26 protein-coding genes and 1 pseudogene are annotated in these 22,349 nt (G+C 56.0%); 18 read left to right on the top strand and 9 right to left on the bottom strand.

Annotated features, from left to right (window positions below):
• Nucleotides 1–190: 190 nt before the first annotated feature.
• The 5 genes from osmY (at nucleotide 191) to clcB (ending at nucleotide 5,038) form a co-directional block, all read left to right on the top strand.
• The gene (gene osmY / locus ACQG2Q_RS11075) at nucleotides 191–901 is read left to right on the top strand and encodes an osmoprotectant ABC transporter permease OsmY (protein ID WP_022647971.1); all 711 of its coding nucleotides are present in this window, start codon (nucleotides 191–193) and stop codon (nucleotides 899–901) included.
• Between the two features lie 18 nt (nucleotides 902–919).
• Nucleotides 920–1,819, top strand: a complete 900-nt coding sequence (osmX, locus tag ACQG2Q_RS11070; protein WP_017694085.1) for an osmoprotectant ABC transporter substrate-binding protein OsmX — start codon at nucleotides 920–922, stop codon at nucleotides 1,817–1,819.
• Between the two features lie 8 nt (nucleotides 1,820–1,827).
• The gene (gene osmW, locus ACQG2Q_RS11065) at nucleotides 1,828–2,475 is read left to right on the top strand and encodes an osmoprotectant ABC transporter permease OsmW (RefSeq protein WP_063148135.1); all 648 of its coding nucleotides are present in this window, start codon (nucleotides 1,828–1,830) and stop codon (nucleotides 2,473–2,475) included.
• Nucleotides 2,475–3,623, top strand: a complete 1,149-nt coding sequence (gene osmV, locus ACQG2Q_RS11060) for an osmoprotectant ABC transporter ATP-binding protein OsmV (protein ID WP_022647969.1) — start codon at nucleotides 2,475–2,477, stop codon at nucleotides 3,621–3,623. Before osmW ends, osmV begins: the two co-directional genes overlap by 1 nt.
• Before the next feature lie 104 nt (nucleotides 3,624–3,727).
• On the top strand, nucleotides 3,728–5,038 hold the full coding sequence (gene clcB, locus ACQG2Q_RS11055; RefSeq protein WP_023299996.1) for a voltage-gated ClC-type chloride channel ClcB: 1,311 nt from the start codon (nucleotides 3,728–3,730) through the stop codon (nucleotides 5,036–5,038).
• Here the strand turns inward: clcB and bioD are convergent.
• The 3 genes from bioD to ACQG2Q_RS11040 form a co-directional block, all read right to left on the bottom strand.
• The gene (gene bioD, locus ACQG2Q_RS11050; RefSeq protein WP_015570628.1) at nucleotides 4,973–5,668 is read right to left on the bottom strand and encodes a dethiobiotin synthase; all 696 of its coding nucleotides are present in this window, start codon (nucleotides 5,666–5,668) and stop codon (nucleotides 4,973–4,975) included. The two genes, clcB and bioD, sit on opposite strands and share 66 nt — an antisense overlap.
• A 131-nt stretch (nucleotides 5,669–5,799) precedes the next feature.
• Entirely contained in the window at nucleotides 5,800–7,020 is a 1,221-nt protein-coding gene (gene mlc / locus ACQG2Q_RS11045) for a sugar metabolism global transcriptional regulator Mlc (protein ID WP_022647966.1), read from the bottom strand.
• Between the two features lie 121 nt (nucleotides 7,021–7,141).
• Nucleotides 7,142–8,047 (bottom strand): LysR family transcriptional regulator, encoded by a 906-nt coding sequence (locus tag ACQG2Q_RS11040; protein WP_022647965.1) that lies wholly within the window; start codon nucleotides 8,045–8,047, stop codon nucleotides 7,142–7,144.
• Between the two features lie 121 nt (nucleotides 8,048–8,168).
• On the opposite strand from ACQG2Q_RS11040, the gene ACQG2Q_RS11035 reads away from it, so the two are divergent.
• The 5 genes from ACQG2Q_RS11035 (at nucleotide 8,169) to ACQG2Q_RS11015 (ending at nucleotide 12,535) form a co-directional block, all read left to right on the top strand.
• Entirely contained in the window at nucleotides 8,169–9,422 is a 1,254-nt protein-coding gene (locus ACQG2Q_RS11035; RefSeq protein ID WP_063849263.1) for an MFS transporter, read from the top strand.
• Nucleotides 9,423–9,496: 74 nt separating this feature from the next.
• A complete protein-coding gene (locus ACQG2Q_RS11030) occupies nucleotides 9,497–10,981 on the top strand; it encodes a carboxypeptidase M32 (protein WP_045621647.1) in 1,485 nt (494 codons plus the stop codon).
• Nucleotides 10,982–11,129: 148 nt separating this feature from the next.
• Nucleotides 11,130–11,435 (top strand): acid resistance repetitive basic protein Asr, encoded by a 306-nt coding sequence (asr, locus tag ACQG2Q_RS11025; protein WP_003857459.1) that lies wholly within the window; start codon nucleotides 11,130–11,132, stop codon nucleotides 11,433–11,435.
• A 92-nt stretch (nucleotides 11,436–11,527) separates the two neighbouring features.
• Entirely contained in the window at nucleotides 11,528–11,611 is an 84-nt protein-coding gene (locus ACQG2Q_RS11020) for a hypothetical protein (protein WP_057979992.1), read from the top strand.
• A gap of 102 nt (nucleotides 11,612–11,713) precedes the next feature.
• Entirely contained in the window at nucleotides 11,714–12,535 is an 822-nt protein-coding gene (locus ACQG2Q_RS11015) for a trypsin-like serine peptidase (protein ID WP_023299991.1), read from the top strand.
• Nucleotides 12,536–12,540: 5 nt separating this feature from the next.
• Here the strand turns inward: ACQG2Q_RS11015 and mdtI are convergent, their stop codons facing one another.
• The 3 genes and pseudogenes from mdtI to ACQG2Q_RS11000 all read right to left on the bottom strand — a co-directional run bounded on the left by mdtI (nucleotide 12,541) and on the right by ACQG2Q_RS11000 (nucleotide 13,507).
• On the bottom strand, nucleotides 12,541–12,870 hold the full coding sequence (gene mdtI / locus ACQG2Q_RS11010) for a multidrug/spermidine efflux SMR transporter subunit MdtI (RefSeq protein WP_022647960.1): 330 nt from the start codon (nucleotides 12,868–12,870) through the stop codon (nucleotides 12,541–12,543).
• The gene (mdtJ, locus tag ACQG2Q_RS11005; protein ID WP_426759158.1) at nucleotides 12,857–13,219 is read right to left on the bottom strand and encodes a multidrug/spermidine efflux SMR transporter subunit MdtJ; all 363 of its coding nucleotides are present in this window, start codon (nucleotides 13,217–13,219) and stop codon (nucleotides 12,857–12,859) included. Before mdtJ ends, mdtI begins: the two co-directional genes overlap by 14 nt.
• 117 nt (nucleotides 13,220–13,336) lie before the next feature.
• Nucleotides 13,337–13,507 (bottom strand): annotated as a pseudogene (locus ACQG2Q_RS11000) (hypothetical protein).
• A 132-nt stretch (nucleotides 13,508–13,639) separates the two neighbouring features.
• On the opposite strand from ACQG2Q_RS11000, the gene ACQG2Q_RS10995 reads away from it, so the two are divergent.
• A complete protein-coding gene (locus tag ACQG2Q_RS10995) occupies nucleotides 13,640–14,680 on the top strand; it encodes an AI-2E family transporter (protein ID WP_003857467.1) in 1,041 nt (346 codons plus the stop codon).
• Here the strand turns inward: ACQG2Q_RS10995 and ACQG2Q_RS10990 are convergent.
• Together ACQG2Q_RS10990 and ACQG2Q_RS10985 are read right to left on the bottom strand one after the other, a co-directional pair.
• Nucleotides 14,677–15,624: a zinc-dependent alcohol dehydrogenase family protein gene (locus ACQG2Q_RS10990; protein ID WP_063849264.1), complete on the bottom strand. Its 948-nt coding sequence runs from the start codon at nucleotides 15,622–15,624 to the stop codon at nucleotides 14,677–14,679. The two genes, ACQG2Q_RS10995 and ACQG2Q_RS10990, sit on opposite strands and share 4 nt — an antisense overlap.
• Nucleotides 15,617–16,651 (bottom strand): LLM class flavin-dependent oxidoreductase, encoded by a 1,035-nt coding sequence (locus ACQG2Q_RS10985; protein ID WP_022647957.1) that lies wholly within the window; start codon nucleotides 16,649–16,651, stop codon nucleotides 15,617–15,619. Before ACQG2Q_RS10985 ends, ACQG2Q_RS10990 begins: the two co-directional genes overlap by 8 nt.
• 208 nt (nucleotides 16,652–16,859) lie before the next feature.
• Here ACQG2Q_RS10985 and yajD point away from each other — a divergent pair, with 208 nt between their 5' ends.
• Nucleotides 16,860–17,207 (top strand): HNH nuclease YajD, encoded by a 348-nt coding sequence (yajD, locus tag ACQG2Q_RS10980; protein ID WP_006808895.1) that lies wholly within the window; start codon nucleotides 16,860–16,862, stop codon nucleotides 17,205–17,207.
• A 67-nt stretch (nucleotides 17,208–17,274) separates the two neighbouring features.
• Here the strand turns inward: yajD and ACQG2Q_RS10975 are convergent, their stop codons facing one another.
• Nucleotides 17,275–17,721: a hypothetical protein gene (locus ACQG2Q_RS10975; RefSeq protein ID WP_046620057.1), complete on the bottom strand. Its 447-nt coding sequence runs from the start codon at nucleotides 17,719–17,721 to the stop codon at nucleotides 17,275–17,277.
• Nucleotides 17,722–17,976: 255 nt separating this feature from the next.
• Between ACQG2Q_RS10975 and ACQG2Q_RS10970 the strand changes: the two genes are divergently transcribed.
• The 6 genes from ACQG2Q_RS10970 (at nucleotide 17,977) to pqqE (ending at nucleotide 22,347) form a co-directional block, all read left to right on the top strand.
• Nucleotides 17,977–18,996 carry a dipeptidase gene (locus ACQG2Q_RS10970; protein WP_063849265.1) on the top strand — a complete coding sequence of 340 codons (1,020 nt, stop codon included), beginning with the start codon at nucleotides 17,977–17,979 and terminating at the stop codon, nucleotides 18,994–18,996.
• A gap of 138 nt (nucleotides 18,997–19,134) precedes the next feature.
• On the top strand, nucleotides 19,135–19,206 hold the full coding sequence (gene pqqA / locus ACQG2Q_RS10965) for a pyrroloquinoline quinone precursor peptide PqqA (protein WP_002905689.1): 72 nt from the start codon (nucleotides 19,135–19,137) through the stop codon (nucleotides 19,204–19,206).
• A 55-nt stretch (nucleotides 19,207–19,261) separates the two neighbouring features.
• Complete coding sequence (pqqB, locus tag ACQG2Q_RS10960; protein WP_023299987.1) at nucleotides 19,262–20,179, top strand: pyrroloquinoline quinone biosynthesis protein PqqB; 918 nt, start codon at nucleotides 19,262–19,264, stop codon at nucleotides 20,177–20,179.
• Nucleotides 20,180–20,181: 2 nt separating this feature from the next.
• On the top strand, nucleotides 20,182–20,937 hold the full coding sequence (pqqC, locus tag ACQG2Q_RS10955; RefSeq protein WP_023306095.1) for a pyrroloquinoline-quinone synthase PqqC: 756 nt from the start codon (nucleotides 20,182–20,184) through the stop codon (nucleotides 20,935–20,937).
• A 2-nt stretch (nucleotides 20,938–20,939) separates the two neighbouring features.
• A complete protein-coding gene (gene pqqD, locus ACQG2Q_RS10950) occupies nucleotides 20,940–21,218 on the top strand; it encodes a pyrroloquinoline quinone biosynthesis peptide chaperone PqqD (RefSeq protein WP_003857508.1) in 279 nt (92 codons plus the stop codon).
• The gene (gene pqqE / locus ACQG2Q_RS10945; RefSeq protein ID WP_022647952.1) at nucleotides 21,205–22,347 is read left to right on the top strand and encodes a pyrroloquinoline quinone biosynthesis protein PqqE; all 1,143 of its coding nucleotides are present in this window, start codon (nucleotides 21,205–21,207) and stop codon (nucleotides 22,345–22,347) included. The genes pqqD and pqqE overlap by 14 nt, the downstream gene beginning before the upstream one ends.
• Nucleotides 22,348–22,349: the final 2 nt, after the last annotated feature.

Below are 22,349 nucleotides of genomic sequence, written 5' to 3'. Positions count from 1 at the left end.
GACAGCCCTTACGCCATAAGGCTTAACTCAGGTTGTCACTAATTTCATAGGGTTACTGTTTTACCCCCTTTGCTGGAACCCTTCCGTTTCGCTTGCTATAGGTGAAGTACCCCTGCCGAAACATGGCATAACAACAGGCAACCGCAACAGGTGGTTGCTATAACGCATGCGCACAGGGAGACACACCGCAATGCACCCATTACTTAAACGTTCGCTGCTTTTTGTCGGCGCGATTATCGTGGTCCTCGCTCTCCTCACCTGGGGAATTGGACTGGAGACAATTAAGGCGCGCCAGGTTGACCTGCTCTACCTCGGTCAACAGCACCTGATTCTGGTCTTTTCATCAATGTTCTTTGCCCTGCTGGTGGGCATTCCAAGCGGTATTCTGCTGAGCCGTCCGGCGGCACGGGGTATCGCCGAATACGTGATGCAAATCTTTAACGTGGGCAACACCCTGCCGCCGCTGGCCGTTCTGGCGCTGGCGATGGTGGTGATTGGCATCGGTGATAAACCGGCCATTATCGCCCTCTTTCTCGCTTCTTTGCTGCCAATTGTGCGTAACACCTATGCCGGGCTGTGCTCTGTTCCCGCGTCGTTGCTGGAAGCGGCAAACGGCATCGGCATGACCAAATGGCAGCGCCTGCATCAGGTCGAAATTCCTAACGCCTGGCCGGTGATGCTTTCCGGTATTCGCATTGCCACTGCGATTAACGTCGGTACCGCACCGCTGGCATTCCTGATTGGCGCCAGCAGCTACGGCGAGCTGATTTTCCCGGGGATCTATCTGAATGACTTCCCGACGCTGATCCTGGGCGCGGCGGCCACCGCCCTGTTCGCCCTGATTCTGGATACGCTGCTGGCGGCACTGGGTCGACTACTGAGCCCGCATCTCGCGCGATAATTATAACAAGGAGCTTCTATGAGACTGTTTTCCGGCCTGACGGCGCTGTGCGCCGCCGCGCTCTTCACCAGCCAGGCGCTCGCCGCGCCGCTGATCCTGGCAACAAAGAGCTTTACCGAGCAGCACATTCTCTCGGCCATGACCGTACAGTATCTGCAAAAGAAAGGATTTCAGGTGCAGCCGCAGACTAATATTGCGACGGTGATTTCCCGTAACGCGATGATTAACAAGCAGATTGATATGACCTGGGAGTACACCGGCACGTCGCTGATCATCTTCAACCATATCAACAAACGCATGTCGCCGCAGGAGTCATACGAGACGGTGAAACGCCTCGACGCAAAGCACGGTCTGGTGTGGCTTAAACCTGCCGATATGAACAATACCTATGCCTTTGCCATGCAGCGCAAGCGCGCCGAGGCTGAACATATCAATACCATGTCTGAGATGGTGGCAAAGATTGAGCAGATCCGTAAAACCGATCCAGATAACAACTGGCTGCTGGGCCTTGACCTGGAATTTGCCGGGCGTAGCGACGGGATGAAACCGTTGCAGGCGGCCTACAACATGGAGCTGGACCGCCCGCAGATCCGCCAGATGGATCCGGGGCTGGTCTATAACGCGGTGCGCGACGGGTTTGTCGATGCCGGGCTGATCTACACCACCGACGGGCGCGTGAAGGGCTTCGATCTTAAAGTGCTGGAAGACGATAAAGGCTTCTTCCCGAGTTACGCCGTGACGCCAGTTGTTCGAAAAGACACGCTGGAGGCTAACCCGGGGCTGGAGGAGGCGCTGAATACCCTCTCAGCCCAGCTCAACAACGACGTTATCACCGAACTGAATAAGAAGGTGGATATCGACCATCAGTCACCGCAGCAGGTCGCCCGTGATTTCCTGCGTAGCAAACAGTTGCTGTAGGAGGCGCTATGGAGACGATTCACTATATTCTCGACAACTGGGACTATCTCTTAACCCTGACGCTGCAACACCTCTGGCTGGTGGCACTCGCCGTGGGCATGGCGATTGTTATTGGCGTGCCGCTGGGCATTTTAATTGTCCGCCATAAATGGCTGGCAACGCCGGTGCTGGGGATTGCCACCATTGTGCTCACCATCCCGTCAATTGCGCTTTTCGGCCTGATGATCCCGCTCTTTTCGCTGATCGGTCAGGGCATTGGCGCCCTGCCCGCGATTACGGCGGTGTTCCTCTATTCACTGCTGCCGATTGTGCGCAACACCCACACGGCGCTCGACAGCCTGCCACCCGGCCTGCGCGAAGCGGGACGCGGCATCGGCATGACCTTCTGGCAGCGTCTGCGCTGGGTGGAAATCCCAATGGCGCTGCCGGTCATTTTTGGCGGCATCCGCACCGCCGTGGTGATGAACATCGGCGTCATGGCGATTGCTGCCGTGATTGGCGCGGGCGGTCTGGGCCTGCTGCTGCTTAACGGTATTGGCGGGAGTGATATTCGTATGTTAATTGCGGGCGCGCTGATGATTTGTCTTTTAGCGATTGTGCTCGACTGGTTGCTGCACCGTTTGCAGGTGGTACTGACTCCGAAGGGGATTCGATAATGATAAAACTGGAAAACCTCACCAAACAATTTTCACAGAAGCACGGCCAGACGTTTAAGGCCGTCGACAACGTCAATCTGAACGTGCCTGAAGGGGAAATGTGCGTGCTGCTCGGCCCGTCCGGCTGCGGGAAAACCACTACCCTGAAGATGATTAACCGTCTCATTACGCCAAGCAGCGGGACGATCCTGATTAACGGCGAAGACACCAGCGGGATGGACACCGTGACCCTGCGCCGCAACATTGGCTACGTGATCCAGCAGATTGGCCTGTTCCCGAACATGACTATCGAAGAGAACATTACCGTCGTGCCGCGCATGCTGGGCTGGGACAAAGCACGCTGTAAATCCCGTGCCGAAGAGCTGATGGATATGGTGGCAATGGATCCACATAAATTCCTTCACCGCTATCCGCGCGAAATGTCCGGCGGTCAGCAGCAGCGTATCGGCGTCATCCGCGCGCTGGCAGCGGATCCTCCGGTCCTGCTGATGGATGAACCATTCGGCGCGGTTGACCCGATTAACCGTGAGGTGATCCAGAACCAGTTCCTGGAGATGCAGCGCAAGCTGAAAAAGACCGTGATGCTGGTGAGCCACGATATTGACGAAGCGCTGAAGCTGGGCGACCGTATTGCCGTCTTCCGTCAGGGGCGTATTGTTCAGTGCGCCAGCCCGGACGAGCTGCTGGCGAAACCCGCCAATGAGTTTGTCGGCTCGTTTGTTGGTCAGGACCGGACGTTGAAACGCCTGCTGCTGGTATCCGCGGGCGACGTCACCGACCAGCAGCCGACGATTACGGTACGCGAATCGACGCCGCTGCCAGAGGCCTTCGCCACCATGGATGACAACGATATTCGCGCCATTACCGTGGTTGATGATCTCGGCAAACCGCTGGGCTTTGTGAAGCGCCGCGAAGCGCGTAATGCCAGCGGCAGCTGCGGTGATATTCTGCATCCGTTCCGCATGACAGGTAAGGCCGAGGATAACCTGCGCGTGGTGCTTTCTCGCCTGTATGAGAGCAACACCAGCTGGATGCCGATTGTGGACGAGGACGGACGCTATAACGGCGAGATATCCCAGGATTATATTGCGGAGTATTTGAGTTCCGGGCGTACGCGCCGGGCATTGAATATTCATAGCGAGAGTTAAGCATTCAGGCCGGGTACTGCCCGGCCTTTTTCCGCACGCATACCTTTTGCTAACCTCACGTTTTCCCGCCACAATATCGTATCGTCCCCGTTAATCACGACTTCATGCAACGTCTTCACGCATACCCCGACATCCGCGCGATGTTTCGCCGTCTCCTGATTGCTACCGTCACCGGCGTGCTGGCAGCGCTGGCCGTTGCGGTGTTCCGCCACAGCATGTATCTGCTGGAGTGGTTGTTTCTCAGCAACGAAAGCGGAAGCCTGGTGAACGCCGCTGCCGCGTTATCGCCCTGGCGGCGGGCGCTGACGCCTGCGCTGGGTGGTCTGGCCGCGGGAGTGCTACTGTGGGGATGGCAGCGCATGACGGCCCAACGTCCCCATGCCCCGACCGATTATATGGAGGCGCTGGAAACGGGTGATGGCCAGTTTGATTACGGCGCCAGCCTGGTGAAATCCCTCGCCTCGTTGCTGGTGGTCGCCAGCGGCAGCGCCATCGGCCGGGAAGGCGCCATGATCCTGCTTGCCGCCCTCGCTGCCTCCTTTTTTGCACAACGTTGTACGCCGAAATCCGAATGGAAACTGTGGATCGCCTGCGGTGCCGCCGCCGGGATGGCCAGCGCCTATCATGCGCCGCTGGCGGGCAGCCTGTTTATCGCAGAGATCCTGTTTGGCACGCTGATGCTGGCCTCCCTCGGCCCGGTGGTGATTGCCGCTGTGGTGGCCCTGCTGACCACGCGCCTGTTAAGTCCCGGCGCGAATACACTTTATGATGTCCATCTCAGCGAGATGCTTACGGCGGTGGATTATTTCCTGATCGTTGGCGTGGGTCTGCTGGCTGGGCTGTGCGGCCCGCTTTTGATGTGGCTAATGGCTTTCAGCCATTCTCTGTTTCTGCGTCTCAAACTATCACCGCCTTGGCAGCTGGCGCTGGGTGGTCTGATCGTCGGGCTGCTGTCGCTGCTGACGCCGAAGGTATGGGGGAATGGCTATAGCGTGGTTCAGGCGTTTTTGCAGTCGCCGCCGCTGCTGTCGGTAATTGCCGGCGTCTTTATCTGCAAGCTCCTGGCGGTGCTGGCAAGCAGCGGGTCCGGCGCACCGGGAGGCGTGTTTACGCCAACCTTGTTCGTTGGTATGGCAACGGGAATGCTGTTTGCGCAGATCTTTGCGCTGTGGTTTCCTGGCTCTGAGACGGCGATCCTGCTTGGGCTGGCGGGTATGGCGACGCTGCTCGCCGCCACAACGCATGCGCCAATCATGTCGGCCTTGATGGTATGTGAGATGACCGGGCAGTATTTTTTACTTCCCGGTTTGCTGGTTGCCTGTGTTGTGGCGTCGGTATTGTCGAGAACGCTACGCCACGACTCGATCTACGGCCAGCATACCGCCGAAAGCCGAGAGATCGATATAGTGCGCTAATTCGCGCTGCTCGGCGCGGGGCAGATAAGGCAGTTCGCCTACCAACGGGCCAGGTAGCTTTTTGCTCAGCACGTCGATGATTTCTGCGTAGTGCGCAAGGCCCGGGTTAATACGGTTCGCCACCCAACCAATCAGTGGCAGGCCGTCATTAGCGATAGCCTGCGCCGTCAGCAAGGCATGGTTGATGCACCCTTCCTGAATGCCCACGACCATAATCACCGGCAGCTGCTCCTGCACCACCCACTCGGAAAGGGGACGTAAATCGTTCATCAGGCTGCGCCAGCCACCGGTCCCTTCAACGACAACGTGATCAACCTTTTCACTCAGATTTGCCAGGCCATCAGAAAGCAGACTGTAGTTGATAAGCCCGCTGTGAGCAACGCTGCTTTCCTCTTCGCTTAACGCGATGGGATTGACGGCATCATAAGGCAGTTCCAGAGACGAGACGCTTTGCAGAACCAGGGCGTCCTTATTGCGCAGCCCTTCTGGCGTCTCTTTACTGCCTTTTGCTACCGGCTTGTATCCTGCAACGCGTTTACCGCTTGCCGCCAGGGCCTGAAGTAACGCGCGGGATACGACGGTCTTCCCGACAGACGTATCCGTACCAGTAATAAAGAAACGCTTAAGCATGACTCATTCCACCTCTTGGGTATGCTTCAAAAAATATAAACCAGGTAAATAATTCAGTGGGGAAAGTCTACGGGAAGCGTGCGCTACCCGGCTTGAGATAGCGCAATTTTTCGTACATCTATGGAAAAGAGTTAGCCCTGAAGCAAACGAATCAGTAACGAGCCGTTGTACATCGCATCTTTTACCAGCGCGGCGCCAGCCATCGTACCCTGGTTGGAAAATTGCGTACTTTCCACCACGATGTTTTTACTGTACGCGGGAAGCGCCTGCTGGTTGATGCAGGCGGAAATCGCCGGGAAGAGGATATCCGCCGCCTGGCTGAGCGGGGAGCCGATCAGTATTTTTTGCGGGTTAAACAGGTTCACCATAATGGCCAGAATGCGCCCGACATTATTGCCCACGCCGGTAATGATGTCCTTCGCCAGCAGATCGCCCTGCCTTGCCGCAGTGCACAATGCCTCGACGCTCAACGGTTGACCGTGCAGCGTGGAGCTCATTGACTGGCTGAGCCGCACCTGCGCCAGCTCCAGCACGCTTTCGACGCTGGCAATCGTCTCCAGACAACCATGATTACCGCAGTAGCAGCGTTTTCCGTACGGATCGACCTGCGTATGGCCAATCTCCACCAGGCTACTGCTGCCAGCATGCAACAGACGCCCGTCGGTGATCACACCTGCGCCAACGTTATGATCAATCACCACCTGAATCACGTCGCGCGCGCCCCGGGAAGCGCCAAACAACGCCTCCGCCATCGTCCAGGCGCTGATATCATGCTGAATGTAGACCGGCACACCGGTGTGGTTTTCCAGCACGTCGCCCAGCGGCATCTCTTTGACGTTTTCATAAAACGGCATGCGGTGCACAATGCCATTTTCGGTATCAATAATTCCCGGCAGGGTGATGGCAATCGCCGTTAAACGTTCAAGGCGCTGCTGGTGACGAATAAAGAACTGGTCGATATGGGTCAGAATGGCATCGAGGAGTGGTTGCTCTGCATCGAGCGGGAGTTCCAGCCGGTCTTCCACCACCAGCTTGCTGCTGAGGTCGCGCAGCGCGAGGAAGATTTCCCCGCGGCTAATTCGCAGCGACAGGTAGTGCCAGGCTTCCGTTTCCACCACCAGCCCTACCGCCGGACGGCCACGACTGCCCGGCTCCTGAATTTCTGTCTCCTGAACCAGATGGGCTTCCAGCATTTCGCGGACAATCTTGGTAATACTGGCGGGTGCCAGTTGTGCCAGGCGCGAAAGATCGATACGCGAAACCGGACCCAGCTGATCAATCAGGCGATAAACGGCGCCCGCGTTGGTCTGCTTGATCTGATCGATATGCCCTGGCTGACTATCAGCAACCACCTCGTACTCCCTTATTTTCGAGCTTCGAAATAAACTGAGGGCTATGGTGAAGCACTTCAATGGCTGACGTCAAATTTTTACTTAGCCATGTGATTTACTGCACATTTTCGCCCGCTTTTCCCTATAAATAACGCCCGTGAGAAGCGGTAATTAATTGTTCTTTGAAACGCTGTGCCGCATGGCTCTGTTCATGATGTTTAGACCACACCAGCCACATCTCCGAGACCGCATCCTGCTCGGCAATATTCACCCAGCGCATTTCCGGCAGTTGTACCCGTTTAAACGAGGCCGGAAGAATCGACACGCCAAGTCCTGCGGCAACGAGACCAATGATCGTCATGGCTTCCCCCACTTCCTGCGCGATAGTCGGGACAAGGCCATATCGCCGCATCAGACCAAGAATATCGTCATACAATCCGGTACCCACCTGTGGGTCAAAAAATACAAAGGGTTCTTTCGCCAGTTCAGCCAGCGTGACGCTATGCTGCGCGGCGAGCGGGTGATCCCGGGGGATCATCGCCATCAGCGGTTCGCGGAGGATCACCTGCCACGCCAGGGTATCAGGCAACTGCGTGTTACGCATTAGCCCCAGGTCGAGCGATCCTTCATTAAGCGGCGATATTTGCTCCCGGGTATTGATTTCGCGCGTCTGAATATGCACATCCGGAAAGTTACTGCGAAACGAGGATAGCGTTTGTGAAACAGCGCTGATGAAGGGGGCCGACGAGGTAAACCCGATGCGCAGCTCTCCCGTCTCCCCGAGATGAAGCCGTTCCGCTCTGGCGGCGGCGTCCACCACCATACTCAGGATCTGCCGGCTATCGGCGAGAAACTGTTTTCCCGCCGCCGTCAGGCTCACGCTGCGGTTGGTTCGCGCCAGCAGACGCGCCCCAACCTGCTGCTCAAGGATCTGGATCTGTTGGCTCAGCGGTGGCTGGGAGATATTCAGCCTTGCCGCAGCACGACCAAAATGGAGCTCTTCGGCGACGGCGACAAAATAGCGCAGATGGCGCAGCTCGATATTCATATTTTTAAAGTATCATTTGAGATTATTAATATATTAGACAGAATATTTACATTTTCCTACCCTAATCTTGTGGTCATACCCGTCACCAGAAACCACGGGGAAGTTTAAGCAAGGATTATGTGTGAGCCGTACAACGACCGTTGATATCGCGCCGGCCAGCGACATTGATGATTTACCCGCAGTACCGCAGCCGGTTCAGTTTATAAAACGTGGTACCCCCCAGTTTATGCGCGTCACGCTGGCGCTCTTTTCAGCGGGTCTCGCCACTTTCGCCCTGCTCTACTGCGTTCAGCCGATCCTGCCGGTCCTGTCGCATGAATTTGGCGTGTCGCCAGCCAGCAGCAGTATTTCGCTCTCCATTTCAACCGGGATGCTGGCGATCGGTCTGCTGTTCACCGGGCCACTTTCAGATGCCATCGGGCGTAAGCAGGTCATGGTAACGGCGTTAATGCTGGCCTCCGTGTGTACCTTGCTGTCCACCATGATGACCAGCTGGCACGGCATTCTGGTCATGCGCGCGCTGATTGGGTTATCCCTCAGCGGCGTGGCGGCGGTCGGGATGACCTATCTCAGCGAGGAGATCCACCCGAGTTTCGTGGCCTTCTCCATGGGGCTGTACATTAGCGGGAACTCTATCGGCGGGATGAGCGGACGCCTGCTCAGCGGTGTGTTTACCGATTTCTTTAACTGGCGCATTGCGCTGGCCGTAATCGGCTGCTTCGCCCTCGCTTCGGCGCTAATGTTCTGGAAAATCCTGCCGGAATCGCGCCATTTCCGCCCGACTTCCCTGCGTCCGAAAACACTGTTTATCAACTTCCGTCTGCACTGGCGCGACAAAGGTTTGCCGCGACTATTTCTGATGGGATTCCTGCTGATGGGGTCATTTGTCACGCTGTTTAACTATATTGGCTACCGGCTGATGCTTTCACCGTGGCATCTTAGCCAGGCATTGGTGGGTTTGCTCTCTGTGGCATATCTCACCGGGACATGGAGTTCGCCAAAAGCGGGCGCCATGACCGCGCGCTTCGGCCGTGGTCCGGTGATGCTGGTGTCCACCGCCGTGATGCTGTTCGGACTGCTGATGACGCTTTTCTCTTCCCTGTGGCTGATTTTTGCCGGAATGCTGCTCTTCTCTGCGGGATTCTTTGCCGCGCATTCTGTTGCCAGCAGCTGGATTGGCCCACGCGCGCGCCGCGCTAAAGGTCAGGCTTCGTCTCTGTATCTGTTCAGTTACTATCTCGGTTCCAGCATTGCCGGGACTCTCGGCGGGGTGTTCTGGCATAACTACGGCTGGAACGGCGTGGGCGGATTTATCGCGCTGATGTTGTGTGCGGCACTGCTGGTGGGCGCGAGCCTGCATAAACGATTGCATTAACATTCAGCCCTCTTCGTGTTTAAATCGAGCCGATGCTAATTTTTGTCATCGGCTGATTCAGACACGAGGACTTCATGAAAAACAATAACTATCAACAACTCACCCGCACCTTCCAGCGTCTCTCCCGCTTCTCTCACCTCTCCTCCATCGCCAGCTGGGACATGTTTACCATGATGCCGCCCGGCGGCAGCGCCGCGCGCGGTGAAGCGCTGGCGGAGATGAGCGTCCTGCAACATCAGATCCTGACCGATAAAAAAGTGGGTGAATGGCTGGCGGCGGCGGCAGAAGAAGATCTGAACGACGTTGAGCAGGCCAACCTGCGTGAAATGACGCGCCACTACCAGCAGGCCACTTTACTGCCGGAATCGCTGGTAGAGGCCAAATCGCTGGCGGGCAGCAGGTGTGAACACGCCTGGCGTACTCAGCGTCCGGCCAACGACTGGCAGGGCTTTTCAGCCAACCTGAAAGAGGTGGTGAAACTCAGTCGTGAAGAAGCCCGCCTGCGCGCTGAGGCTAAAGACTGCACGCCTTACGACGCGCTGCTGGATATCTTTGAACCCGACATGACCAGCGCTCGCCTGGATGTGCTGTTCGGCGATCTGAAGTCCTGGCTGCCGGAGCTGCTGGCAAAGGTTGTGGAAAAACAGGCTCAACGATCGTTCGTTCCGCCACAGGGTCCCTTCCCCACCGCCACCCAGCGCGAGCTGGGCCTGGAAGCGATGAAAATGCTTGGCTTCGATTTTAACGGCGGTCGTCTGGACGTTAGCGCCCACCCGTTCTGCGGCGGCGTTCCGGAAGATGTGCGTATCACCACGCGTTACGATGAAGACGAGTTGCTCAGCGCGCTTTTCGGCGTGATCCACGAAACCGGACATGCCCGCTACGAGCAAAACCTTCCGCGAGCGTGGGCCGGTCAGCCCGTTGCGCTGGCGCGCTCTACGGCGATCCATGAATCCCAGAGTCTGTTTTTTGAAATGCAGCTGGGCCGCAGTGAGGCTTTCCTGAAGCATCTGCTTCCGGCGGTCCATGCCCGTTTCGGCAGCCAGGCGGCATTCAGTGAAGAGAATTTTATTGCCTGGAATCAGCGCGTGAAGCCGGGCTACATCCGCGTTGATGCAGATGAAGTGAGCTATCCGGCGCATGTGGTGTTGCGCTATGAGATTGAGCGCGCGCTGATCAATGGCGAAATTGAAGTGGATGATATCCCCGCGTTATGGGATGAGAAAATGCAGGCCTGGCTTGGATTATCCACCAAAGATAACTACCGCAACGGCTGTATGCAGGACATCCACTGGACCGACGGCGGTTTTGGCTACTTCCCGTCTTACACGCTGGGGGCAATGTATGCGGCACAGCTGTTCCATGCCGCCAAAACTGCGCTGCCCGGGTTGCAGGCATCCATTGCCGGGGGCGATTTCTCGGCGCTGTTTGACTGGCTGCGTCAGAATATCTGGCAGCACGGCAGCCGTTTCAGCACGTCGCAGCTCATCACCCAGGCCACGGGTGAAGATCTGAATATCCGCTACTTCCGCGAACACCTGACGTCCCGCTACCTGTAACCAAACGCGCCGGGGGCCACCCCGGCGTTGTACATATGGTTACACGCCGATACCAATCACTCACGGAAACCCCGAATTTACAGGGATATAGTTATTTCAACGGCCCCGCAGTGGGGTTAAATGAAAAACCAAATTCGAGGGTATGAAAATGAAAAAAGTATTAGCTCTGGTTGTTGCCGCTGCTATGGGTCTTTCTTCCGCTGCATTCGCGGCTGAAACTACCGCCACCGCAGCGCCTGCGGCATCCACCGCTGCTCCGGCCAAAACGGTTCACCATAAAAAACATCACAAAGCGGCTAAACCAGCGGCAGAACAGAAAGCCCAGGCCGCGAAAAAGCATCACAAAAAAGCGGCAAAACCTGCGGTAGAGCAGAAAGCCCAGGCGGCTAAAAAGCATCACAAAAAAGCGGCAAAACACGAAGCGGCTAAACCTGCTGCACAGCCAGCAGCGTAAGAGTACAAGCTTAACCGTGCCCTTCGGGGCACGTTGGTAAACCGGCGCTGAACGGGATTGCGGTCAGCGCCGGTTTTTTATCCGGAGGGCGTATGCTGCGGCGCTATCGGTTTGAGTTCATTCTTATCCTGCTAATTTTATGCGCGCTCATCGCCAGCCACTTTTATCTTTCCTGAATGTAGCACGCTGATTTTACTCCCACTTTCTCGCCGTCGCGTCTATAGTATTTTCATAGGGTTCACTTTTAATAATCATAATTACCCCCACCAGAGTGTGATATGCGTAAATCTGTTGTGTTGTTACTGGGAACGTTTAGCCTTTTTGCAGGCTTTTCACATGCGGATGAGGGCGACGATGACGCCATCAGCGCCAAAGAGGTAAAGACGCTGTTTTTTGGTCATGACGATCGTACGCGTGTCACCGATCCTACCGAAGCGCCCTGGGATGCCATCGGGCAACTGGAAACCGCCAGCGGCAATCTATGTACCGCAACTCTCATAACGCCACGCCTTGCGCTGACGGCGGGTCATTGCCTGTTAATGCCGCCCGAAGGCAAACCGGATAAAGCGATCGCCCTGCGCTTTGTCTCGCAGAAAGGGATTTGGCGCTACGAAATTCACGGTATTGAGGGGCGGGTGGATCCGTCGCTCGGGAAACGCCTGAAACCGGATGGCGATGGATGGATTGTGCCGCCCGGGGCGGCATCCTGGGATTTCGGTCTGATCGTTTTACGTTATCCGCCGTCCGGGATCGCTCCGCTACCGCTCTTTGATGGTGACAAAGACGCGCTTACCGCCGCCCTGAAAGCCGCCGATCGAAAAGTGACGCAGTCAGGCTACCCTGTTGATCACCTCGATTCGCTGTACACCCATACGGACTGCGTGGTGACGGGCTGGGCGCAAAACAGCGTGCTTTCGCATCAGTGCGATACGCTACCGGGTGATAGCGGATCGCCCCTGATGTTAAAAACCGTTAACGGCTGGCAACTGATTGGCGTTCAGAGTTCTGCTCCGGCAGCGAAAGACCGCTGGCGCGCCGATAACCGAGCGTTGGCGGTGACCGGTTTTCGCGACCGGCTGGAAGCCCTGGCGCAGCAGTAGGTCACTCAGGCCAGTTTAATCATGATCATGCCAGCGAGCAGTAATACCAGCCCTATCCAGCCTTTATGGTTTAAACGCTGCCCGAACATAATCCAGCCTGCCGCCAGGGTGGCGGCAATACCGAAGCCGCCCCACAGCGCGTAGGCCACGGACAGATCGATGCCTTTCACCGCCTGCGACAGGGCGCTAAACGCCCCCAGAACCGCGGCAATCGATAACAAGCCGTAGGCTTTGCGACGAAAGCCGTCGGAGAACTTCAAAAAGACGTTCGCAATAATTTCCAGAACGATGGCGAAAGCCAGCCAGGCCGCGTGGATCCATTCAAACTGCTGCATGGGTCTGCTCCTTCTGCTGTTTGGCCGGTTTGCGCGTACCCGATTTAATCAGCACGATACCTGCGACCAGGGTCGTCAGCCCGGCAATTTTCATTGTCGTCAGGGTTTCATCAAATATCATGACGCTGAACAGCGTGATCAATAAAATACCAACACCTTCCCACAAAGCGTATGCCACGCCCAGCGCGATTTTTTTAACCGCGAAAGAGAGGAATATATAGGAAAGCGTAATCATGACCAGCATCAAAATAAATCCGGTGCTGCCGTCACTCACGCTCGCCCATTTCATCGACAAGATGCCGGTAATTTCAGCAACGATAGCCAGAGCTAATAAAATCCAGTAAAACATGTTTTTCTCCTGCTTGAGAATATAATCCATCGAGGCTCGCTGCGAACAGCAAACCAAAAAAGTGGGAATTAAATCAGTTAGCTAAGCGCATAGCGCCAGCTCAGGCAGAAGACGTGACTATAGCGCGGAACGCCAGTGTTGTTCACCGGAAAGCGTGCAGAGGGAGGTAGAAAACAGAGCAGAGTTGTTTGAAAAATACGTCCTGAACAAATTGTCCATAAAATTACAATTATCCGCGGTGTTGCTTCTCGTCTTTGCGGATGAAAATTGTCCTCAGTAGTTGAACACGCCTGATTTGTATCATAAGCCAGGAATTTACTCAAAGCCTTTTCATTTCTTTACCCAGTCTGTTTGATTTTGGTTAGTTTTTTTAATCCGCTTTCCCCTCTATTATAAATAAAAAACTGTTCAGGAACGTCCATGGCCAAACCCATTATCACCCTCAACGGGCTTAAGATCGTCATCATGCTGGGCATGCTGGTGATCATTCTGACCGGCGTTCGTTTTGCGGCCGATATCATCGTGCCTTTTATCCTGGCGCTTTTTATCGCGGTGATCCTCAATCCACTGGTGCAGCGAATGGTGCGGCTACGCATCCCGCGTGTGCTGGCGATAAGCCTGCTTATCAGTATTATTATCGTTGCGATGGTGCTGTTAGTCGCCTATCTGGGAACCTCCCTGAACGAGCTGGCGCGGACGCTGCCGACATACCGCTCTTCCCTGGCGACCCCGCTGCTGCAAATTGAACCCTGGCTGCAACGCGCGGGTATCGAAGTCTCGGTTGAGGAACTGCTTAAATACATCGATCCGAATGCCGCCATGACGATTGTCACCAGCCTGCTGGCACAGCTCTCCAACGCCATGACCTCGATTTTCCTGCTGTTCCTGACGGTTGTGTTTATGCTGCTGGAAGTTCCACAGCTGCCTGCAAAACTCCAGCACATCATGGTGCGTCCGGTAGAGGGAATGGGTGCTATTCAGCGCGCGCTCGACAGCGTTTCACGCTATCTGGTGCTGAAAACGGCCATCAGCCTGGTGACGGGATTAGTGGTCTGGGGGATGCTCGCCGCGCTGGATGTGCGTTTTGCCTTCGTCTGGGGGCTGCTGGCCTTTGCGCTCAACTATATTCCTAACATTGGCTCCGTGCTGGCGGCGATCCCCCCTATCCTTCAGGTGCTGGTTTTCAGCGGTTTGTATGATGCCCTGATTCTGCTGGCAGGCTATCTGGTGATTAACCTTGTCTTCGGGAACATTCTCGAACCACGGATAATGGGACGCGGGCTGGGGCTTTCAACTCTTGTTGTGTTCCTGTCCCTGATTTTCTGGGGCTGGCTGCTCGGGCCTGTCGGCATGCTGCTCTCCGTTCCGCTGACAATTATTGTCAAAATTGGCCTGGAGCAGACCGCCGGTGGACAAAGTATCGCTGTACTGCTGAGCGACATGAGTCATAAGGCCGATTAATTGTCCATCGACAGCATAGGCTTGCCCGTTCTTCCCGCTTCGCGGTAGTTGCCCACTGCCCGCTGCCATTCCGACAGCGGGTAGAGGGTAACATCGCTACACTGGCTGGCGCGCAGTTTAGGCCAGATGCGCCGAAAATCCGCCTGCCACGCCTCAGCGCTCAGCGCGTCCAGATAGTTACGAATGTGAAACCACGCCACGCGCGGCAACGGCCGCTGCTGCCGGAAGGTCTGCCCGGAGAGTAGCCCGTAGCAGACAAAGGTACCGGTTTCGGGCATCACGCTCAGGATCGCCTCCGCCAGGCTGCCGCCCGTGGCGTCGTACACCACCTCCGCTTGCGCGGCGGCAGCGTTGACGGCGGCCGTATCATCTTGCGCAATCGGGACGATCCCCATTTCAGCCAGACGTTGAGCGTGCACGGGCGAGCGATGGATCCCGTAAACCGCCTCTGCACCCGCCTGGCGTGCCCATTGCCCGAGCAGAACGGCGCAGTCAGAACCGGCAGCGGTGAGCAGCACCGTTTTCCCGACCGGATGATAACGGTCCAGCATCATCTGAGCGGCAAGCGGGTTGATATACGCCCGCGCGGCAAGAAGCGAGTCGACGTCGTCCGGGACGGGAACCGCATACGCCACCGGGCAGTCGACATAGCGCTGCCAGGTTCCCTGCCCCCGTAACGGCAGGACCCGCTTGCCCAGCAGCGCCGGGTAAGCGGCGGGCGTTTCGGTCACTATTCCGACCCCTTCATAACCGGCTATTGCGGGCAGCGGCGTGCGATGGCGATATGCCCCGGTGATGGGGATGAGATCGGAGGCGTTCACCGGAGAAAAAAGCATGCGCACACGTATCTCTCCCGGCTGTCGCGGTGACAATGGTGTGGTTTCCGCTTGCAGTACCGATTCAGGCTCACCAAACCGGCGATACCAGAGGGCCAGATTACGCATTGCGATCGCGCCATCCCATTTCCGGTGCGACATGTTTCAGGATGGACTCGATCACATGTGCGTTGTATTCCACGCCCAGCTGATTCGGCACGGTAAGCAACAGCGTATCCGCTTCCGCGATCGCTTCATCCTTTTTCAACTGTTCAATCAGCTTGTCTGGCTCTGCGGCATAGCTGCGTCCGAAAATGGCCCGCGTTTTCTCATCCAGATAGCCAACGCTGTCGCTCTCATTGCGGCTTGAACCGAAATACATCCGGTCGCGATCGTCCATCAGGGCAAAAATACTGCGGCTGACCGAAACGCGTGGCTGACGGGTATGCCCTGCCTCGGCCCAGGCCTGTCGGTAGGCACGGATCTGTTTTGCCTGCTGAATATGGAACGGCTCGCCGGTTTCATCATCTTTCAGCGTTGAGCTTTGCAGGTTCATCCCCAGTTTTGCCGCCCATACTGCCGTTGCATTGGAGCCAGCCCCCCACCAGATACGATCGCGTAAGCCCTCTGAATGCGGCTCCAGACGCAACAATCCCGGCGGGTTTGGGAACATCGGCTGTGGGTTAGGCTTCGCAAACCCTTCACCGCGTAATACATCAAGCAGTACCTCAGTGTGACGGCGCGCCATATCAGATTCGTTTTCCCCGTCCTGCGGCACGTAACCAAAATAACGCCAACCATCAATCACCTGCTCCGGGGAGCCCCGGCTGATACCAAGCTGTAATCGCCCGCCGGAGATGAGATCTGCCGCGCCAGCATCTTCCGCCATATACAGCGGATTCTCGTACCGCATGTCGATCACGCCCGTACCGATTTCGATGCGTTTGGTTTTCGCGCCTATCGCAGCCAGCAAGGGGAATGGCGAACTGAGCTGGCGGGCAAAGTGGTGCACGCGGAAATAAGCCCCGTCCGCGCCCAGCTCTTCAGCGGCGACAGCCAGATCGATGGACTGTAGCAGCGTGTCAGCTGCGGTTTGCGTGCCGGACTGGGAAGACGGCGTCCAGTGACCAAACGACAAAAATCCGATCTTTTTCATAGTGGAGTATCCTGATAAAGCATTGCGTTATCCCTACTCTACGCATTAACCGATGAGAATAAATGGTGATTATTTAACGGAATGCTTCAAATAAACTGACAGAAATACGCAAATCGCACGCTGCCTTCCCGCAGAGGAGGCATTCTCCTAGCATCTCAAAATGGGATATAGTGTGAACTATTCTCTTTTTTAACAGGTAACATCAGCAATGGCTCTGATCCCCAAAAACTACGCACGGCTGGAAAGCGGCTACCGTGAAAAAGCGCTAAAAATTTACCCGTGGGTCTGTGGACGCTGCTCGCGGGAGTTTGTGTATTCGAATCTTCGTGAACTCACGGTCCACCATATCGACCACGATCACACCAATAATCCGGAAGATGGCAGTAACTGGGAGTTGTTGTGCCTGTTTTGCCATGACCACGAACACTCAAAGTACACCGAAGCGGATCAGTATGGCACCACCGTTGTCGCAGGTGAGGATGCGCAAAAAGACGTGGGTGTCGCCACGTTTAACCCCTTTGCCGATCTCAAGGCGATGATGAACAAGAAGAAGTAATATCGGCAGCTTTACTGCCCATACCTGCCGTATGGGCAGTCAGAAAGATAAAGGTAATGTATTCCAGTCACAGATTGAACAAGGAGACGGCCTTAATATCGGCTTCAGGATTCACGCGTTTTACAGCCTCTAAAAACGCAGCAAAGTTTTGATTAAACACCGTCAGATTATTATAAAATTGCACCTGTTTTTCACGGGTTCCCTCAAGATAGCTCACAGACCAGATCCGCCTGTTATTAACCACTGTCGAGCCCGGCTTAATTTTTACGATAGCGGCCAGCTCAATTTTACGGGTGACGCTATTTATGACCTCGTATAAATACTGCTCATCATAAAAGTAGGTTTTACCTGACGATCCGCCAAACCAGGAAGGATGGGTAGAGATTTGTTTCATTCCCCGGCTGTCGGCAACGATGCGCTTTGGATGCCGAATACGCCTGATGAAAAAGCGCATCAGCATAATCAGTGCCGTGAAAGACAGCACCACGAAAAGAAAATTAATGCTCTCCCGCATATTTCATTACCTGCCACGCATAACTCAAAGTGGCGAAGTATAGCGTAGCCCTGTAGCTCAGGGAACGTACGCGATGCAATCGCAGATGGAACGGGAAATGCTCTTACCTCGCCACGCAACATGATGTGCGGATCTCCTCACGGTTAAGTGATATTAACAATTGCTGCTAAGTTGTAAGTTTCTCCTTGCCGGACCGGACAAATCGGTTATCGTGCCAGGCAACTTTTTCAGCAATAAAAAACAGTGGGATGCGCTATGGCGATTTTTGATGGTCACAATGACCTGTTGCTTAATTTATGGCTTCATCATCGCCAGGATCCGGTAACGGCCTTCTTCTCCGGCATTGAGAACGGACACCTCGATTATCCGCGCATGCAGCAAGGCGGATTTTCCGGCGGGCTGTTCGCGCTGTTCGTGCCGCCGCAGGAGTATATCGCCCGCATGGCGCCGCACTACGCCAGCGAGCCGTGGCAACCGATCGACATTCTCTGGCAGCAGTTGACGATCCTCAAGCAGCTTGTCGCACACTCCGATGGGCGGGCGCGATTGTGCCTGAGCGCGGCAGATATCGAACGCTGCCGTCAGGATAAGGTGCTGGCGATGGTGGCGCATATTGAGGGTGCGGGCGGTTTTGACGGCGAGGGTGGCGATCTACAGGCTTTCTATGCCGCTGGCGTGCGCAGCATTGGGCCTTTCTGGAACATTGCTAACCGTTTTGGCACCGGCGTTAACGGGGCGTTTCCCGGCAGCCCGGACAGCGGCCCAGGGCTTACCGCAGAGGGTATCGCCCTCATTAAGCACGCTAACGCCCTGAACATGCTGATTGACGTTTCTCATATGAATGAAAAGGCGTTCTGGGGTACTGCTCGTCATTCCTCTTCACCGCTGGTCGCCACCCATTCCAACGCCCATACGCTGTGCCCGCAACCGCGTAATCTGACCGATCGGCAACTGCTGGCTATCCGCGACAGCGGCGGCGTGGCAGGGGTCAATTTCGGCAACGCCTTTCTGCGCACCGACGGTAAACGCGATAGCGATACCCCACTGAGCACAATCGTTCGCCATATCGACTATCTTATTAACATCATGGGCGACGATCATGTTGCGCTGGGCTCCGATTTTGACGGCATCACGTTACCTGATGATTTGCATGATGTGAGTGGTTTACCGCGGCTAATCAGCGCGTTGCGTGACAGCGGCTATGATCAATTTGTGCTGAATAAGCTGCTGTGGGGCAACTGGCAAAAGGTATTGCAAAATGTTTGGCAACAATAGGTTACGTTGTAAACATTACGTTAATTCCTTACATCTTTCGGGTTGAGCTTTGCCCCACTGTGACGCATTATTTGATGACCATCACAAAACTGGCACAAACAATGGTGTTGGTGCTGCATTTTTAAAGAGGAAAAAACGATGTGGAAGAAACCTGCTTTTATTGATTTACGTCTTGGCCTGGAAGTGACGCTGTACATTTCCAACCGCTAATCGCTCAGCCCGCCATCCGTGCGGGCATTTCTGTTTTACTACCTGGCCTATCTTCATGTTTATTAAAGTCCTCGGTTCCGCCGCCGGCGGCGGTTTCCCTCAGTGGAACTGTAATTGCGCCAACTGTCAGGGTTTGCGCAACGGTACCCTTCAGGCGACCCCCCGCACCCAGTCGTCGATCATCGTCAGCGATAACGGCGAAGAGTGGATACTGTGTAACGCCTCGCCCGATATCAGCCAGCAGATTGCCCATACGCCAGAACTGAATAAGAAAGAGGTTCTGCGCGGCACGCATATTGGCGGCATTATTCTCACCGACAGCCAGATTGACCACACCACCGGGCTGCTCAGCCTGCGCGAGGGGTGTCCGCATCAGGTATGGTGTACGCCGGAGGTGCATGAAGATCTTTCCAGCGGATTCCCGATTTTTACCATGCTCCGGCACTGGAACGGCGGCCTGATTCATCATCCGATCGCACCGCTCGCCGCCTTTAGCGTGGAAGCCTGCCCTGATTTGCAGTTTACCGCTGTCCCCATCGCCAGTAACGCACCGCCCTATTCGCCGTGGCGCGACCGCCCGCTGCCGGGGCATAACGTGGCGCTGTTTATCGAAAACCGCCGCAACGGTCAGACGCTGTTCTACGCGCCGGGTCTCGGTGAACCCGATGCCGCCATCCTGCCGTGGCTTAAAAAAGCGGACTGTCTGCTGATTGACGGCACCGTCTGGCAGGACGATGAACTGCAGGCCGCTGGCGTCGGGCGCAATACCGGCCGCGATATGGGCCATCTGGCGCTCGGCGATGAACACGGCATGATGGCGCTGCTGGCCTCTCTGCCGGCAAAGCGCAAGATTCTGATTCACATTAATAACACTAACCCGATCCTTAACGAGCAGTCGCCGCAGCGTCACGCCCTCACGCAGCAGGGAATTGAAGTGAGCTGGGACGGGATGACCATCACGCTTCAGGACTAACTATGCACATTCGTGAAACGCTCTCGCCGCAAGAGTTTGAACACGCCCTCCGGGCGAAAGGCGCCTACTATCATATTCACCATCCGTACCATATCGCGATGCATAACGGCGAGGCCAGCCGCGAGCAGATCCAGGGCTGGGTGGCGAACCGGTTTTACTACCAGACGACGATCCCGCTGAAAGATGCGGCCATTATGGCGAACTGCCCGGATCCGCACACGCGTCGAAAATGGGTGCAGCGGATCCTCGATCACGACGGCAGCAACGGTCATGACGGCGGTATCGAAGCCTGGCTACAGCTGGGCGAAGCCGTAGGGCTTAGCCGCGACGACTTAATCAGCGAACGCCACGTGCTGCCCGGCGTCCGTTTCGCCGTGGACGCTTACGTTAACTTCGCCCGCCGCGCCAACTGGCAGGAGGCGGCATGCAGTTCGCTCACCGAACTGTTTGCCCCGCAAATTCATCAGTCGCGTCTCGACAGCTGGCCGCAGCACTATCCGTGGATCAAAGAGGAAGGCTATTTTTATTTTCGTAGCCGCCTCAGCCAGGCCAGCCGCGACGTTGAACACGGTCTGGAGCTGGCGAAGAGTTACTGCGATAGCGCAGAAAAGCAGAATCGGATGCTGGAGATCCTTCAGTTCAAACTCGATATCCTGTGGTCGATGCTCGACGCGATGACCATGGCCTACGCGCTACAGCGTCCGCCTTATCACACGGTCACCGACAAAGCGGCCTGGCACACAACCCGACTGGTATAAGCATGCAAAAAAACTCCATCGTCGCCTTTCGTCGCGGCTATCGCCTGCAATGGGAAGCCGCTCAGGACAGCCATGTCATCCTTTATCCGGAAGGCATGGCTAAACTCAATGAGACCGCGGCCGCAATCCTCGAACTGGTCGATGGCCAACGCGACGCGGCGGCCATCATTGCCATACTCAACGAACGGTTCCCGGAAGCCGGCGGCGTGGATGACGACGTCGTAGAATTCCTGCAAATCGCTTATCAACAGAAGTGGATTATTTTCCGTGAGCCAGAATAAACCCGCCGTCAATCCACCGCTGTGGCTGCTGGCGGAGCTGACCTATCGCTGTCCGCTACAGTGTCCTTACTGCTCTAACCCGCTGGACTTTGCCCGGCAGGATCAGGAGCTGACCACTGAACAGTGGATTGAGGTTTTCCGCCAGGCGCGGGCGATGGGCAGCGTGCAGATAGGTTTTTCCGGCGGCGAACCGTTGACGCGTAAAGATCTGCCGGAGCTGATCCGCGCCGCCCGCGATCTCGGTTTTTATACCAACCTGATCACCTCGGGAATTGGCCTGACGGAAAGCAAGCTCGACGCGTTCAGCGAGGCCGGTCTGGACCATATCCAGATTAGCTTCCAGGCCAGCGATGAAGTGCTCAACGCCGCGCTGGCGGGGAATAAAAAAGCCTTCCAGCAGAAGCTGGCGATGGCCAAAGCGGTCAAAGCGCGCGATTATCCAATGGTGCTGAATTTCGTCCTGCACCGGCACAACATCGACCAGATCGATAAAATCATCGAGCTGTGCATTGAACTGGACGCCGACGACGTCGAACTTGCCACCTGCCAGTTCTACGGTTGGGCGTTCCTTAATCGTCAGGGCCTTTTGCCGACGCGAGAACAGATCGCCCGCGCGGAACGCGTGGTTGCCGACTATCGGCAAAAAATGGCCGCCAGCGGCAATCTGACCAACCTGCTGTTCGTCACCCCTGATTATTACGAAGAGCGACCAAAAGGCTGTATGGGCGGCTGGGGGTCGATTTTCCTCAGCGTGACCCCGGAAGGCACGGCGCTGCCCTGCCACAGCGCGCGCCAGCTACCGGTGGAGTTCCCCTCGGTGCTTGATCAGAGTCTGGAATCCATCTGGTATGACTCTTTCGGCTTCAACCGCTATCGCGGGTTTGACTGGATGCCGGAGCCGTGCCGCTCCTGCGATGAAAAGGAGAAGGACTTCGGCGGCTGCCGCTGCCAGGCCTTTATGCTCACCGGGAATGCTGATAACGCCGATCCGGTGTGCAGCAAATCGCCGCATCATCATAAAATTCTGGACGCGCGACGCGAAGCAGCCTGTAGCGACATGAAAATCGGCCAGCTTCAGTTCCGCAACCGTACCCGTTCGCAGCTTATCTATAAAACCCGGGAACTGTAGCG

The organism is Enterobacter cloacae complex sp. 370H10, from assembly GCF_050031535.1.
Classification (GTDB): Bacteria; Pseudomonadota; Gammaproteobacteria; order Enterobacterales; family Enterobacteriaceae; genus Enterobacter; species Enterobacter intestinihominis.
This window is presented reverse-complemented; position numbering and strand designations above follow the sequence as displayed.